This is a genomic window from Dietzia natronolimnaea (assembly GCF_002289575.1).
Classification (GTDB): domain Bacteria; phylum Actinomycetota; class Actinomycetes; order Mycobacteriales; family Mycobacteriaceae; genus Dietzia; species Dietzia natronolimnaea_A.
This window is the reverse complement of sequence record NZ_NTGA01000017.1, coordinates 107,901-122,344: the sequence shown is the minus strand read 5'-3', so window position 1 is coordinate 122,344 and position 14,444 is coordinate 107,901. Positions and strand designations below refer to the sequence as shown.

General features: G+C 71.4%; 13 protein-coding genes. 10 read left to right on the top strand and 3 right to left on the bottom strand.

Annotated features, from left to right (window positions below):
* Nucleotides 1-10 precede the first annotated feature (10 nt).
* The 3 genes from CEY15_RS10225 to CEY15_RS10215 are packed head-to-tail and all read left to right on the top strand — an operon-like array spanning nt 11 to nt 3,143.
* Complete coding sequence (locus CEY15_RS10225; protein WP_095718351.1) at nt 11-1,852, top strand: ABC transporter family substrate-binding protein; 1,842 nt, start codon at nt 11-13, stop codon at nt 1,850-1,852.
* Nucleotides 1,849-2,745 carry an N-acetyl-1-D-myo-inositol-2-amino-2-deoxy-alpha-D-glucopyranoside deacetylase gene (mshB, locus tag CEY15_RS10220; RefSeq protein WP_095718350.1) on the top strand — a complete coding sequence of 299 codons (897 nt, stop codon included), beginning with the start codon at nt 1,849-1,851 and terminating at the stop codon, nt 2,743-2,745. Before CEY15_RS10225 ends, mshB begins: the two co-directional genes overlap by 4 nt.
* Nucleotides 2,742-3,143 (top strand): hypothetical protein, encoded by a 402-nt coding sequence (locus CEY15_RS10215; protein ID WP_095718349.1) that lies wholly within the window; start codon nt 2,742-2,744, stop codon nt 3,141-3,143. The genes mshB and CEY15_RS10215 overlap by 4 nt, the downstream gene beginning before the upstream one ends.
* Here CEY15_RS10215 and CEY15_RS10210 read toward each other — a convergent pair.
* Complete coding sequence (locus CEY15_RS10210) at nt 3,114-4,739, bottom strand: PH domain-containing protein (protein WP_095718348.1); 1,626 nt, start codon at nt 4,737-4,739, stop codon at nt 3,114-3,116. The two genes, CEY15_RS10215 and CEY15_RS10210, sit on opposite strands and share 30 nt — an antisense overlap.
* A complete protein-coding gene (locus tag CEY15_RS10205; protein WP_095718347.1) occupies nt 4,736-5,380 on the bottom strand; it encodes a PH domain-containing protein in 645 nt (214 codons plus the stop codon). The genes CEY15_RS10210 and CEY15_RS10205 overlap by 4 nt, the downstream gene beginning before the upstream one ends.
* 99 nt (nt 5,381-5,479) lie before the next feature.
* Here CEY15_RS10205 and CEY15_RS10200 point away from each other — a divergent pair, with 99 nt between their 5' ends.
* The 3 genes from CEY15_RS10200 (at nt 5,480) to dapC (ending at nt 9,601) form a co-directional block, all read left to right on the top strand.
* Nucleotides 5,480-8,074, top strand: coding sequence for a bifunctional FO biosynthesis protein CofGH (locus CEY15_RS10200; RefSeq protein WP_095718371.1), 2,595 nt, complete (start codon nt 5,480-5,482; stop codon nt 8,072-8,074).
* A gap of 85 nt (nt 8,075-8,159) precedes the next feature.
* Nucleotides 8,160-8,483, top strand: a complete 324-nt coding sequence (fdxA, locus tag CEY15_RS10195) for a ferredoxin (protein ID WP_095718370.1) — start codon at nt 8,160-8,162, stop codon at nt 8,481-8,483.
* Nucleotides 8,484-8,491: 8 nt separating this feature from the next.
* Complete coding sequence (gene dapC, locus CEY15_RS10190; protein WP_176475075.1) at nt 8,492-9,601, top strand: succinyldiaminopimelate transaminase; 1,110 nt, start codon at nt 8,492-8,494, stop codon at nt 9,599-9,601.
* 217 nt (nt 9,602-9,818) lie between these two features.
* Here dapC and dapD read toward each other — a convergent pair whose 3' ends face one another.
* Entirely contained in the window at nt 9,819-10,787 is a 969-nt protein-coding gene (gene dapD, locus CEY15_RS10185) for a 2,3,4,5-tetrahydropyridine-2,6-dicarboxylate N-succinyltransferase (protein ID WP_095718345.1), read from the bottom strand.
* 60 nt (nt 10,788-10,847) lie between these two features.
* On the opposite strand from dapD, the gene dapE reads away from it, so the two are divergent.
* The 4 genes from dapE to folP all read left to right on the top strand — a co-directional run bounded on the left by dapE (nt 10,848) and on the right by folP (nt 14,413).
* Nucleotides 10,848-12,017, top strand: coding sequence for a succinyl-diaminopimelate desuccinylase (gene dapE / locus CEY15_RS10180; protein WP_428844195.1), 1,170 nt, complete (start codon nt 10,848-10,850; stop codon nt 12,015-12,017).
* A gap of 115 nt (nt 12,018-12,132) precedes the next feature.
* The gene (locus CEY15_RS10175) at nt 12,133-12,933 is read left to right on the top strand and encodes a TIGR00730 family Rossman fold protein (protein WP_095718343.1); all 801 of its coding nucleotides are present in this window, start codon (nt 12,133-12,135) and stop codon (nt 12,931-12,933) included.
* A complete protein-coding gene (locus tag CEY15_RS10170) occupies nt 12,933-13,487 on the top strand; it encodes a TIGR00730 family Rossman fold protein (protein ID WP_095718342.1) in 555 nt (184 codons plus the stop codon). The genes CEY15_RS10175 and CEY15_RS10170 overlap by 1 nt, the downstream gene beginning before the upstream one ends.
* Nucleotides 13,488-13,600: 113 nt before the next feature.
* Nucleotides 13,601-14,413 carry a dihydropteroate synthase gene (gene folP / locus CEY15_RS10165; RefSeq protein ID WP_428844196.1) on the top strand — a complete coding sequence of 271 codons (813 nt, stop codon included), beginning with the start codon at nt 13,601-13,603 and terminating at the stop codon, nt 14,411-14,413.
* The last annotated feature ends 31 nt before the right edge of the window (nt 14,414-14,444 follow it).

Below are 14,444 nucleotides of genomic sequence, written 5' to 3'. Positions count from 1 at the left end.
GAGGGCCCTGGTGGCGACGAAGGGGGCGTCGGGCCGTCGACGCGGCACCGCCGTGCTGGCCGGCGTGCTCTCCCTCGTCGTCGTCGCGGGGTGTGTGGCCGACCCGCCCCCGCCCACCGTGGTGGGGGAGGACCGTGCCGACGGGGAGGCCGTCAGCCTGTCGAGTGGCGGGGTCCTGCTGGCACTCGACCGCGTCGACCCGGGATTCAACCCGCATCTGCTCGCCGACCAGGGGGTCGACACGGATCTGGTGGCCTCGCTACTGCTGCCCAGCGCCTTCGTCCCCGGTCCGGATGGGGACCCGGTCCTCAACCGTGACCTCCTGGTCTCCGCCGAGCCCCGGCCGGCGGATCCGCGGACCATCCGGTACACCATCGATCCGCAGGCCCAGTGGACCGACGGTGTGCCGGTCGCGGCCGAGGACTTCGAGTACCTGTGGCGACAGATGACCACCCAGCCCGGAGTCGTCGATCCCGCCGGGTACGAGCAGATCGTCGAGGTCCGTTCGGGTGCCGGGGGCAAGGTCGTGGACGTGGTCTTCGACTCCCCGCCGGAGGACTGGCACACCCTGTTCGCCGACCTGTTGCCCGGGCACATCCTCAAGGACGCCCCGGACGGCTTCCAGGGCGCGATGGACCGACTTCCCGCGATGAGCGCGGGGCCGTACATGGTCCGCGTCGCCGACATCGGCCGCGGCGAGATCGAGTTCGTCCGCAACGACCGGTACTGGGCACGGGCACCGGAGCTCGACCAGATCCTCGTGCGACGGGCGACCGGGGCCGGCCAGCTCGGCGCGGCGCTGCGCGGTGGCCCGGGGTCGCTCGCGATGGTCGCGGCCACCCCGCTGGCCGCGGACGTGTCGGCCACGGTCCCCGGGGTCCGATCGGTGACCGTGGACGCCTCGGCCCAGCTCGAGTTGGGCTTCAACACCATCGCCCCGGCGGTACGCGACCTGGCGGTCCGGCGCGGCCTCGCGGCGGCGGTCGACCCCGAGGTGGTCGGCCGGGTCGTCACGGGGGAGTCCGACCCGGGCGTCACGTCGTACCCGTTCCCGCCGGAGGCCGGTGCCACCGCGACCGCCGACCACGGCGCCGTGGGGCGCGCGCTCGGTGACGCCGGGTTCACCCGCACGGGACCCCGATGGGAGCGTGACGGGGCACCTCTGAGCGTGACGCTCGGGGTGGAGGCCGAGGACGACAGGGCGCTCACCGCCGCGTTCATGCTCGCGGACCAGCTCCGCGGCGCGGGTATCGGCGCCCGTGTCTGGGAGCTCGACGCGGTCGCCCTGTACGGGGACGCGCTCCCGCACGGCCTGGTGGACGCCGTGGTCGGGTGGCAACGGGTCGACGGACGCCCCGAGGTCGCGGCGGTGTCCCGGTTCGCCTGCACTCCCACCGCGACCACGATCCCCGCCACCACCGGCCGCACCGCACCGGCCAGATCACTCACCACGGTGACCAGCCTCGTCCCGCCGGAACCCGACACCGGTGCCACCCCGACGGCCCGTGTCGACCCGACGGCGACCACCGGGGCGCCCGCCCCCACCACCAGTACCCCGTCCCGCACCATCGGCACCTCCGCCCCGGCACGGGCGAGTGGGGTCTCCGGGGTGTGCGACCCCGAGCTCGACCGGGCTCTCGGGCTCGGGGACGCGACGGGCGGCCCCGACCTGGAGACGGCGGGCGACCTGGTCGCCGAGCAGGCCCTCCGGATCCCGTTGGTCAGACCGGCGCTGCTGCTCTCCGGGGACGGCGTGGAGGTGACGGGCACCGATCCCGGCGGTGCCGACGCCGAGCCGCCGATGGTCTCCGACGTCTTCGACTCAGCACCAACCTGGAGGAGGACCGGATGACACCCCTCGCCGCATCGCAGCCGGGCGCCGCACCCCGGGCTCTGTTCGTCCACGCCCACCCGGACGACGAGGCCATCACCACCGGCGGCTCGATCGCCGCCCTCGTCGCGGCCGGTGTGGAGGTGCGGGTGGTGACGTGCACCCTCGGAGAGGAGGGCGAGGTCCTCGGTGAGGACTTCGCCGGGCTGCTGGCCGACCGCGCCGATCAACTCGGCGGGTTCCGGATCGGGGAACTGGGGGTCTCGCTCCGCGCGCTCGGTGTCGACCGGCCCCGCTTCCTCGGGGGCGCCGGCCGGTGGCGGGATTCGGGGATGGCCGGGACGCCGTCCGCGCGGCATCCGCGCGCCTTCGTGGGGTCGGGGCGCGAGGCGGTCGAGGAGATGGTGGCGCTCGTCGACGACTGGCGTCCCGACCTCGTGGTGACCTATGACCCGCGCGGAGGGTACGGTCACCCCGACCACATCCGCGCCCACGAGGTCGTCCACAGCGCGATCGACCAGGCGGCCCACCGGCCCCGACGGGTGGCGTGGACCGTCACCGCCAGGTCCGACGTCTCGCGCCGTCACTCGTCGCCGCCGGGCCACCTGCGTCACGCGGGCGAGGCCGAGCTGCCCTCCGTGCCGGACTCACGACTCACCCACCGGGTCCCGCTCGACGACGCCACCTATGCGGCCAAGCTGGAGGCACTGACCGGACACGCGACCCAGCTCGAACTGGTACCGGGGCCGGATTCCGAACCGTGGTTCTTCGCCCTGACCAACGGGATCCTCCAGCCCGTCTCGGACGTCGAGTGGTACATCGCCCACGACCTCGCCGACCCCGACGGGCCCTACGTCAAGTGCCCGCCCGGCACCGCCCACCTGCTCGACGGACTCGCGGGGGAGACCCGGTGACCGGCCGGACCGCCGTCGTCCAGGCGACCAGGGTGATCGAACTCGGTGTGGCGCTGGTGATGCTCGCCGTGGGCGCGGCGACCAGCTGTGTGCTGGCCGTCGCCTGGCTGACGACGTACGTCGGCCAGGTCCCGTTCCCGTTCACCATCCTCGTGGCCGGTGTGTGGTCGTTGTTCCTGGTACGGGTCGCCTCGGCCTGGTCCGACCGGACGATCGTGGCCGTGTTACCGGCCCTGATCTGGATCCTCACGTTGGTGACGCTCAACCTGGGGCCCGGGGGCGACATGCCCGTCCCGATCGGGTTGCGGGGCCTGGCTCTACTGGTGGTGGGCGGTCTCATCCCGCTGTGGGTGGCGACGCTGAGACGCTCACCGCGAGCGGACGCCCATCGACGGTGAGGAGCGCACGTCGGGGTCCCCGTCGTGGTGCCACACGTCCGTGATGCCGGGGGTCAGCGCCTCTGCCAGAGCCCAGGCCTCGTCCGCGTCCATGTCGACGACGGAGTAGACACCGTTGCCCGCCGGGGTGGCCGCCGAGACGGTCGCGACCCCGGCGGAACGCTGGAACACCGACTGGGTGACCGTCCACCCGATGATCCCCTCCGCCTCGAGCACGGTGCGCTTGGCGGTCCACGACCCACTCGAGCTCACCAGGACGTCGGGCAGCAAGGCGTGGCCGAGCATCCTGATCCGGTCGACGGACAACGCGAGGAAGAACACCAGGGCCGCCGGGATCCCCCACCGCACCCAGATGTCGGCGGAGGGGCCGGAGTCGATCCGCACCAGGACGATCAGGCCGGCCACGACCCAGAAGGGGAGGAGTCCACGGGTGATCCGCCGACGCGCGGCCTTCCACGGGTGGCGCCGGAGTCTCACGGTGACCGGCGTCGGGTCGCCGAGGATGCGGACGGCCACCCGCCGGACGTCCTTGATCGGGGCCTGCGGCAGCAGCGTCGACGCGGCTGCACCCTTCTTGGTCCCGGTCATGATCGGCTCGAGCCGGCCACCACCCAGGAGCCGCAGATAGACCGGCAGACGGATCTCGACCCCGCGGAGCCTGGCCTTGTCCAGCGCCTGATGCTTGCGGCGAAGGATGCCGTTCTGGACGTAGAGCAACTGCCCATGGTCGGTGAGGGCGTACTTCCCGTAACGGATCGCGTACGTGATGATCGCCAGGACCCCGGCCACCATCCAGACCGCGATCACCTCGCCGACCAGCGTCCACGGCTGTCCCAGCGAGTCGAGCCACGAGACGGTCGCCTCGACCACCGCGAGCTCCATGACCCGGTCGTGCATGTCGCCCATCTGCCAGGTGAGGAGCCACAGGGACAGGAGCACGCCGAACCCGAGGAACGAGAACGGCGCGAACCGGGCCCACGTGACGCGCCACCGGGAGATGTCCTCGCCGTACCTCGACCCCCACTGCTCCTCGTCCTCCTCGCGCAGCGTCGGGTCCAGGGCGCGTCGGTGTTTGAGCAGCTCGTCGCGCAGCGGTTCGACCTGGGCCGTGTCGATGGCGTTGAGCCGGAACCGCTCGGCGTCCGACTTCCCGGAGTCCGCGCGACCGGTGCCGACCTCGACGATCGACACCCGCATGACCCGGTGGAACAGGTCCGACTCGGTGTCCACACTGCGGATCCGCTGGCGCGACACCGTGACCACGTTGCGGCTGAAGAAGCCCTTCTTCAGAACGATGTGGGTCCGGCCGACCTGATAGCTCGTGGACAGCCACCTCAGCAGACTGCCCAGGACGATCAACGAGATGACGCCGATCTCGAAACAGTAGTTGTTCCGATTCGAGCCCAGCCACAGGGAGATGAGGAAGAGCGGGAGCAACCGGGTGAGCATCCCCAGCGGGTCCACCAGCAGCATCCGCCAGGACAGCCGGTGCCACGGGGCCTCCGGGTCGACCGCGCCGGCGTCGTCGGGGGAGCCGGCCTCGTCGTCGTCGTCACGACCGGCCGTCACCCCGGTCGCGGCCTGCGGTCCGCTCACGTCCCGTCCTCCGAGTCGAGGTTCGCGATGGCGATGAGGTGCTGGGCCAGCGCCTCCGCGTCGGCGAGCTCCAGGCCCCTGATCTCCACCGTGCCCTGTGCGGAGGCGGTGGAGGCGTGGACGGTGGCCAGGCCGAACCACCGCTCGAACAGGTTGCGGGTGGTGTAGACGGTCTGCAGACGTGCCAGCGGGGCGATCCGGAACTGTGTGGTCCACCAGCCCTTGCGCGAGCACACGGCGGTGTCCGAGACGTCCCACCGGGCCACGACATAGCGCCACCACGGCGCCACCACGATCGACATGAACGCGAACGGCACGGTCGCGGCCAGCGCCACCCAGTTCCAGAACCCCATCACGTTGTCGCCCCAGAAGTACCATCCGACCTGTAGGGCGGCGAGTATCGCCCACGACCAGATCCCCTCGATAACCCAGAGCACGGGCGTGCGGGGCGAGATGCGGTGTCGCGGAGCAGTGACCAGCACCCGGTTGGACGTCAGCAGATCCTCCCCGGAGTTCGAGGAGTCGCCGGGGAGCGCCGACGGCGCCGGGTCACGCAGCGCATGGGCGCCACCGGTGCCACGGGGTGGCGCGGACACGAGGGGATCGCCGTTGCTGCGCAGGGGGCGGTCGGGATCGGGCATGCAGCCCAGACTAGTGCGCGAGTCCGTTCGGCACGCCTCTGACCACCCACGGAGCACCGGTCGCCCGGGACGTCGGCGGTGTGGGGCATCATCGCGTGCATGGATCTCGCCCCGGAACCCGCCGATCCCCACCCCACGTCGTCCGCGATGAGGCGGGCGCTGCGCCGGGCGCGGGACGGACTGACTCTCGACGTGACGGAGGCGGCGGTCCTGCTGGCCGCGCGCGGTGACGACCTGGAGTCGCTCATGGGGCTCGCCGCCGCACGACGCGATGCCCGGCTCGTCGACGAGGGACGCCCGGGGGTGGTGACCTATTCCCGCAAGGTGTTCGTCCCGCTGACCCGACTGTGCCGGGACCGCTGTCACTACTGCACGTTCGTCACCGTTCCCGGCAAGCTCCGGGCCGCCGGCGAGGGGATGTTCCTCGACCCCGACGAGGTGGTCGACCTGTGCCGACGCGGGGCGGAGGCCGGGTGCAAGGAGGCCCTGTTCACGCTGGGGGACCGGCCGGAGGACCGCTGGCCGGAGGCGAAGCAGTGGCTGGAGTCCCGGGGCTTCGCCTCCACCCTGGACTACGTCCGGGCCATGGCGATCCGCGTGCTGGAGGAGACCGGGCTGTTGCCGCATCTCAATCCCGGGGTGATGAGCTGGTCGGAGATGTCCATGCTCAAACCGGTCGCACCGTCGATGGGCATGATGCTCGAGACCACCGCCACGAGGCTGTTCACCACCCCGGGTGCGTGCCACCACGGCAGCCCGGACAAGGACCCTGCGGTGAGGCTGCGGACCCTGACCGACGCGGGGCGTCTCGCGGTGCCGTTCACCTCGGGGATCCTGGTGGGCATCGGCGAGAACCGGACCGAGCGGGCCGAGAGTCTGCTCGCGCTGGCCGCGTTGGCCCGGGAGTTCGGTCACCTGCAGGAGGTGATCGTCCAGAATTTCCGGGCCAAGCCCGACACCGCGATGCGCGGGGTGGCCGACGCGGATCGCGACGAGTTCCTGGCCGCGATCGCCGTCGCGCGGCTGGTGCTCGACCCGCGGGTCGCCGTCCAGGCCCCTCCCAACCTCGTTGAACGTCAGGACGTGCTGGCGCTCGTCGGCGCCGGGGTGGACGACCTGGGCGGCATCTCCCCGCTCACACCCGACCACGTCAACCCCGAGCGTCCGTGGCCGCACCTCGAGGGACTGACCGCTGACCTGGCGGCGGCGGGCTGGTCGTTGACCGAGCGTCTCACCGCCCACCCGCGCTACGTCGGTGCGGGCGACGCCTGGATCGACCCCAGGGTGTCGGGACACGTCCACGCGCTCGCCGACGCGGAGACGGGGCTGGCGGCGGTCGGCCACGGTGGTGGGGGCGACGACGACGCGGTGATCCGTCCCTCGGGACGCCCCTGGCAGGAACCCGACGACGACTGGGACTCGAGCGGCCGGATCGACCTGCATACGGCGATCGACTCCGAGGGCCGCACTACGGACACCCGCTCGGACATCGGTGAGGCCTTCGGTAACTGGGACGTCATCCGGTCCCGCGCCGCCGAACTCGGCGCGGCAGCGCTGGTTCCCGAGCGGGCGGATTCCGAGGTGGTCGCGGCGCTGCGGGCCGCGGAGTCCGATCCGTCCGCGCTCACCGACGAGCAGTACCTCGCCCTGGCCACGGCGACCGGGGACGGACTCGCCGCCGTGGCCGGACTCGCCGACCGGATCCGCGCGGACGTGGTGGGTGAGACGGTCACGTACGTGGTCAACCGGAACATCAACTTCTCCAACATCTGCTACACGGGGTGCCGGTTCTGCGCGTTCGCCCAGCGCAAGGGCGACGCCGACGCGTTCTCGCTCTCGGCGGCCGAGGTCGCCGACCGCGCGTACGAGGCGTACGTCGCCGGCGCGTCAGAGGTGTGCATGCAGGGCGGGATCGACCCGGACCTGCCGGTCACCGGGTACGCCGACCTCGTCCGGGCGGTCAAGGAGCGGGTGCCGTCCATGCACGTCCACGCGTTCAGCCCCATGGAGATCTCCAACGGGGCGGCCAGGTCGGGAGTGGGGGTCAGGGACTGGCTCACCGAGCTGCGGGCGGCCGGACTGGACACCATCCCCGGGACGGCGGCCGAGATCCTCGACGACGAGGTCCGCTGGGTGCTGACCAAGGGAAAACTGCCGGCCTCCGAGTGGATCGACATCGTCACCACGGCCCACGAGGTGGGGCTGCGCTCGAGTTCGACCATGATGTACGGGCACGTCGACACACCGCGGCACTGGGTGGCGCACCTGCGGACGCTGAGGGGCATCCAGGAGCGGACCGGGGGGTTCACCGAGTTTGTCCCGCTGCCCTTCGTGCACCGCAGCGCCCCGCTCTATCTCGCCGGCGCGTCCCGCCCGGGGCCGACGCGGGAGGAGAACGTCGCGGTCCACGCGCTGGCCCGGATCATGCTGCACGGTGCCGTCGACAACATCCAGACCAGCTGGGTCAAGCTCGGGGTCGCGGGCACCCGCACCATGTTGCGCGCGGGCGCCAACGACCTCGGCGGCACGCTCATGGAGGAGACGATCTCCCGGATGGCCGGGGCGGAGAACGGGTCGGCCAAGACCCCGGAGGAGATCGCGGAGATCGCCACCGGGATCGGGCGGCCCGTGCGGCGCAGGGACACCGTCTACGGCACCGCTCCCACCCAGATTCCAGTGACCGTGGTCACATAGAGATGCGGGCTCCGGGGCGCCGTCGGCGCGCGCACGAGGTGTGACATACGATGCAGGCCATACCGCTATGAGGAAGGTGGCCGACGTGACCTACACGATCGCAGAACCGTGCGTCGACGTGATGGACAAGTCCTGCGTCGAGGAGTGTCCGGTCGACTGCATCTACGAGGGTGGACGGATGCTGTACATCCATCCCGACGAGTGCGTCGACTGTGGCGCGTGTGAGCCCGTGTGCCCGGTGGAGGCCATCTTCTATGAGGATGACACCCCGGAGGAGTGGTCCGAGTACAACACCGCGAACGTCGACTTCTTCGTGGAGCTGGGATCGCCGGGCGGCGCGGCCAAGGTGGGCAAGGTCGACTACGACCATCCGTTCATCAAGGCGCTGCCCCCCATGAACCAGGAGTGACCTCGGTCGTGTCGCGCCCGGAGCGCCGTCCTCCCGCGCGCGCACTTCCCGTGTTCCCGTGGGACACCCTCGCCGAGGCCAGGACCCTCGCCTCGGCGCATCCCGGTGGCCTGGTCGACCTCACCGTGGGCACCCCGGTCGATCCGGTCGCCCCGGTGATCCGCGAGGCGCTCGACGCCGGATCCGACGAACCGGGGTACCCGACCACCGTCGGGACCCAGGAGTTGCGGACGGCTGCCGTCGACGCGCTCGCCAGGCGCTACGGCGTCACCGGCCTGAACGCCGGCTCGATCCTCCCCGCCATCGGCACCAAGGAGCTCATCGCGGGTCTGCCCGCACAACTCGGACTCGGTCCGGGCCACACGGTCGTCGTACCGGAGGTGGCCTATCCGACGTACGAGGTGGGGGCACTGCTCGCGGGGGCTGCCGTCGTGCGCGCCGATTCGCTGACCCAGCTCGGCCCGTCGTCGCCCACCCTGCTCTATCTCAACTCGCCGGCGAACCCCAGTGGCCGGGTACTCGGCGTGGACCACCTGCGCAAGGTGGTCGAGTGGGCCCGCGAACGCGGGGTGATCGTGGCCTCCGACGAGTGTTACCTCGGGTTGGTGTGGGAGGGGGACGCGCCCTCGATCCTGGACCCGCGCGTGTGCGACGGCGACCATTCCGGCCTGCTGGCCCTGCACTCGCTGTCCAAGACCTCGAATCTCGCCTCGTACCGCGCGGGCTTCGTGGCGGGTGACCCGACCCTGGTGGCGGAGCTGCTGGCGGTCCGGAAGCACGCCGGTCTGATGATGCCGCTGCCCGTCCAGAACGCCATGACCGCGGCGCTGCGGGACGACGCGCACGAGGCCGAGCAGCGCGAGCGGTACCGGGCCCGGCGCGAGCTCCTGCTCCCGGCCGTGGAGGCCGCCGGATTCCGGGTGGATCACTCGCAGGCCGGGCTGTACCTCTGGGCGACGCGGGACGAGCCCTGCCGCGAGACGGTGGACTGGTTCGCCCGGCGCGGTCTGCTCGTGGCGCCCGGCGAGTTCTACGGCTCCGCGGGTGCCCGGCACGTCCGCATCGCCCTCACCGCGACGGACGCCACGGTGGCCGAAGCGGTGCGCCGTCTGGCCTGAGGCCGCTGAGCCCCGGCCGGCGCCGCCGTCGCCCTCGCCCGTCCTCGCCCGCCCTCGCCGGCGCCCGCCCTCGCCGTCGCCGGCCCTCGCCCGTCCTCGCCGTCGCCGGCGCCCGCCCCCGCCGTCGATAAGAGCGTTCCGCACACCCCCACTCGGCCGATGCGTGCGGAACGCTCTTATCGATGTGGGATACCGGACGCGGGATGTCCCCCTGAGGTCAGTCGTTGGCGTGGAGGGCGTCGTTGAGTTCCACGCCTTCCTTCTTCCACGGCACGGCCTCGACTGCGCCGGAGACGGAGTTGCGACGGAAGAGCAGGTTGTCCATTCCGGAGAGCTCGCCGGCCTTGACGGGCTCGCGGTCGGCCCAGGCGCCCGCCCGGACGTCCACCTTCGTACCGGCGGTGACGTAGAGCCCGGCCTCGACCACGCAGTCGTCACCGAGGGAGATCCCTATCCCGGAATTGGCTCCCAACAGGCACCGCTCGCCGATCGAGATGGTCTCCTTGCCGCCGCCCGAGAGGGTGCCCATGATCGAGGCGCCACCGCCGACGTCGGAGTCGGCGCCGACCACGACCCCGGCCGAGATGCGTCCCTCGACCATCGACGGCCCGAGGGTTCCGGCGTTGAAGTTGACGAAACCCTCGTGCATGACGGTCGTGCCCTCCGCCAGGTGAGCCCCCAGACGGACGCGGTCGGCGTCGGCGATCCGCACCCCGGACGGCACCACGTAGTCCACCATGCGCGGGAACTTGTCGATTCCGTATACCGTGACCGGTCCGCGGGCGCGGAGATTGGCGCGGACGAGCTCGAAGCCCGGGACCGCACAGGGACCGAAGTTGGTCCACACCACGTTGCTCAGGGTCCCGAAGAGACCGTCCATGTTCGCGTAGTGGGGCTTGATGAGGCGATGGCTGATCAGGTGGAGCCGGAGGTAGGCGTCGTACGCGTCGGTCGGGGCCTGCGTGAGGTCGTCGATCTCCACCCGGACCGCGACCCGCTCGACCCCGCGGTCGGCATCGGGTCCGGTCAGCGGGGCGAGCTCGGCGGGGACCTCGTCCCCCGACAGGATGCGGTGGCCCCCCTCGGAGGCCGCACCGAGCTCCGGCGCGGGATACCACACGTCGAGAACGGTGTGATCGGACGTCAGGGTGGCGATTCCGGTGGCTACGGCTCCGTGTGCACTCATACCCCGATGCTAGCGGTCGGCCCCGGCGCACAACGGCGACGGGCATCTAAGGTGGACGCCGTGACCGCCGCCCTCGATCTGACCGCAGACCCGGTCGACCTCGCCCGCGCGCTCGTCGACATCCCCAGCCCCTCCCGGGCGGAAGCGGCGATCGCCGGCGCCGTCCACGCCGCGCTCGAGAAGGTGGTCGCCGGTTTCACCGGGCCGGCCGCCGGGCGGACCGAACTCATCCGTGACGGCGACCGCGTCCTGGCCCGGACCACCAGGGGCCTGCCCACGCGCGTGGTACTCGCGGGCCATCTCGACACCGTCCCGGTGGCGGACAACGTGCCGTCCTCGATCACCGGAGAAGGCGAGGACCTGGTCCTGCACGGGTGCGGAGCGGTCGACATGAAGTCCGGCGACGCGGTGTTCCTGCACCTGTTCGCGACCCTGGCCGACTCCGCCGGGCTCGCGCACGATCTCACCCTCGTCCTCTACGACTGCGAGGAGATCGAGGCCACCGCCAACGGCCTGGGGTTTCTCGAGCGCAGCCACCTTGACTGGCTCCGCGGGGACGTGGCGATCCTCGGCGAACCCACCGGTGGCCTGATCGAGGCGGGCTGTCAGGGGACCCTCCGTCTACGGATCCACACCCGCGGCACCCGGGCCCACTCGGCGCGGAGTTGGCTGGGCGACAACGCGGTACACCGGCTCGCCCCGCTGTTGGCGGCGCTCGAGTCGTACGAGCCGCGCTCGGTGGACATCGACGGATGCGTGTACAGGGAGGGGCTGCAGGCGGTGCGGATGTCCGCAGGCGTGGCCGGCAACACCGTCCCGGACGAGGCATGGCTCGACGTCAACTTCCGGTTCGCCCCGGACCGGGATCCCGATGCGGCGCTCACGCACGCACTCGAGGCGCTCGGGCTGACCCGGCCGGACCGCATCCCCACGGGTGAGGATCCGCCGAACGAGCCCGGCGTGTACTGGGAACTGACCGACATGTCACCGGGGGCACTGCCCGGTCTCGCGGCCCCGGCGGCCGCCGACCTCGTTCGTGCGGCGGGTGGGCGGGTGCGGGCGAAGTACGGGTGGACCGACGTGTCGCGGTTCGCTGCTCTGGGCATCCCCGCGGTGAACCTCGGCCCAGGCGATCCCGGGTTGGCGCACACGCGGGAGGAACACTGCCCGGCCACCCAGATCACGGCGGTGGCCGGGATGCTCCGCGCCTATCTCACTGCATCCGACTGAACCCTGCATCCGACTGAAACCCGCATCCGACTGAAACCCGGAGCCGATTGAACCCCGGAGCCGACACGATCCGGGCTCCGATTCCGGGCCGACCACTGTAGGAGATCTGACCCTGATGGCACAGAACGATTCGGTACACCTGCGCGGCCCGCTCCTCCTGCGACGGGACAAGGGCGGCGATCGCACGACCACGGACCAGCGGTTGCTGGACAAGAACCAGGACACCGACTGGTTGCACACCGACCCGTGGCGGGTCCTGCGTATCCAGAGCGAGTTCGTCAACGGGTTCGGTGCACTCGCGGAGCTCTCCGACGCGGTGAGCGTCTTCGGCTCGGCGCGGACGCGCCCGGGCGATCCCGCCTACGAGCAGGCGGTCGAACTGGGTCGTGCGCTCGCCGAGGCGGGGTACGCCGTCGTGACCGGTGGTGGGCCCGGTCAGATGGAGGCGGCGAACAAGGGCGCCTGGGAGGCGAACGGTGAGTCCGTGGGTCTGGGGATCGAGCTGCCCACGGAGCAGGGGATCAACCGCTGGGTCGACCTCGGCCTGCACTTCCGCTACTTCTTCGTCCGCAAGACGATGTTCGTCAAGTACACGCAGGCCTTCGTGTGCACCCCGGGCGGTTTCGGCACCCTCGACGAGTTCTTCGAGGCCATCACACTGGTCCAGACCAACAAGATCACCCGGTTCCCGATCGTGTTGCTGGGTGTGGACTTCTGGACACCTCTGGTGGACTGGATCCGGGGCACCCTCGCCGAGCAGGGCATGGTCTCGGCGTCCGATCTCGACCTGTTCCTGGTCACGGATTCCGTCGACGAGGCCGTCCAGTACATCCGCCGGGCGCACCATCAGGCCGCGCTGACCGCAGAGCAGCGGGAAGACCTGTTCGGCGAGGAGCACCGCGGGGTCGAACGATGATGTCCCCCGTGCCCGGGCGCAGGGTCTGCGTCTACTGCGCCTCCTCGTCGTACGACCCCGAGCTGCTGGGGATCGCCACCGAGGTGGGTGAGGCCATCGCCCGCCGCGGGTGGTCCCTGGTCTCCGGTGGAGGTCACGTGTCGATGATGGGCGCGGTCGCGGAGGCGGCGCGGGACGGCGGAGCCAGGACCGTCGGTGTCATCCCCGAGGGGCTGCGGGTGCGAGAGGTGGCCGACACCGCCGCGGACGAGCTGGTGGTGGTGACCACCATGCGGGAGCGCAAGCGTGAGATGGAGGAGCGCTCCGACGCGTTCCTCACCCTGCCCGGGGGGATCGGGACGATGGAGGAGATGTTCGAGATGTGGACGTCCGCCTCACTCGGTTTCCACCACAAGCCGGTGGTCCTCTACGACCCGATCGGGTTCTACCGTCCGTTGCTGGACTGGGTCGGTGGCCTCGTCGAGTCGGGACTGGTCTCGCCTCAGGCGTTCGAGCACCTCGTGGTCCGTGATGAGCTGGAGGCAGCCCTCGACGCCTGCGGAGGGCGTCGGTGACCCCACCGCCCTCGACACCACCGCCCTCGACCCCACCGCCCTCGCCCCGACTGCCCCCGGCCCCACCGCCCACGCTCTGCGGTCACCCGGTGCCCGTCGACCGGCCCCTGGTGATGGCGATCGTCAATCGCACCCCCGACTCCTTCTACGACCGTGGAGCGAGCTTCACCGACGCGGCGGCGATGGAACGGGTCGAGCGGTGCGTGGCGGACGGCGCGGACATCCTCGACATCGGTGGGGTCAAGGCGGGGCCCGGTGAGCTCGTCGACGCCGATGAGGAGGTGCACCGGGTCGTCCCCTTCGTCGAGGCGGTGCGCAGCAGGTACCCCGAGGTCGTCCTCTCCGTCGATACCTGGCGTGGGTCGGTCGCCAAGAAGGCACTGGCCGCCGGGGCGGATCTGGTCAACGACACGTGGGCCGGACACGATCCCGAGGTCCTGGCCGCAGCCGGTGAGGTGGGGGCGGGGTTCGTGTGCTCCCATACCGGCGGCGCGGTCCCGCGGACCCGTCCCTTCCGGGTCGGTTACCGCGATGTCGTGCTCGACGTGGTCTCGGAACTGTCCGCCGCCGCCGACCGCGCGATCGCCGCGGGCGTCCCGGCCGACGGGATCCTGATCGACCCCACCCACGATTTCGGCAAGAACACCTTCCACGGGCTGGAACTGCTGCGGCGGCTGGACGAGATCGTCGCCCTGGGCCACCCCGTTCTCATGGCGCTGAGCAACAAGGACTTCATCGGCGAGACCCTGGACGCGGGTATCGACGACAGGGCCGAGGGCACCCTGGCCGCGACCGCCGTTGCGGCGATGATGGGCGCCCGCGTGTTCCGTACCCACGACGTGCTCGCGACCCGTAGGGCGGTGGAGATGGTGGCCTCCATCTCGGGGACCCGTCCACCTGCGCGAACAGTCCGGGGCCTGGCCTGACCCCGGCCTAGTCTCCGCGGCCGACGTCGGG

Excerpts from the sequence above, each read along its gene's own strand:
- CEY15_RS10175 (WP_095718343.1), top strand. The coding sequence starts at position 12,133 with ATGGCACAGAACGATTCGGTACACCTGCGCGGCCCGCTCCTCCTGCGA.
- dapD (WP_095718345.1), bottom strand. The coding sequence starts at position 10,787 with ATGAGTGCACACGGAGCCGTAGCCACCGGAATCGCCACCCTGACGTCC.
- CEY15_RS10170 (WP_095718342.1), top strand. The coding sequence starts at position 12,933 with ATGTCCCCCGTGCCCGGGCGCAGGGTCTGCGTCTACTGCGCCTCCTCG.
- CEY15_RS10205 (WP_095718347.1), bottom strand. The coding sequence starts at position 5,380 with ATGCCCGATCCCGACCGCCCCCTGCGCAGCAACGGCGATCCCCTCGTG.
- mshB (WP_095718350.1), top strand. The coding sequence starts at position 1,849 with ATGACACCCCTCGCCGCATCGCAGCCGGGCGCCGCACCCCGGGCTCTG.
- CEY15_RS10200 (WP_095718371.1), top strand. The coding sequence starts at position 5,480 with ATGGATCTCGCCCCGGAACCCGCCGATCCCCACCCCACGTCGTCCGCG.
- folP (WP_428844196.1), top strand. The coding sequence starts at position 13,601 with ATGGCGATCGTCAATCGCACCCCCGACTCCTTCTACGACCGTGGAGCG.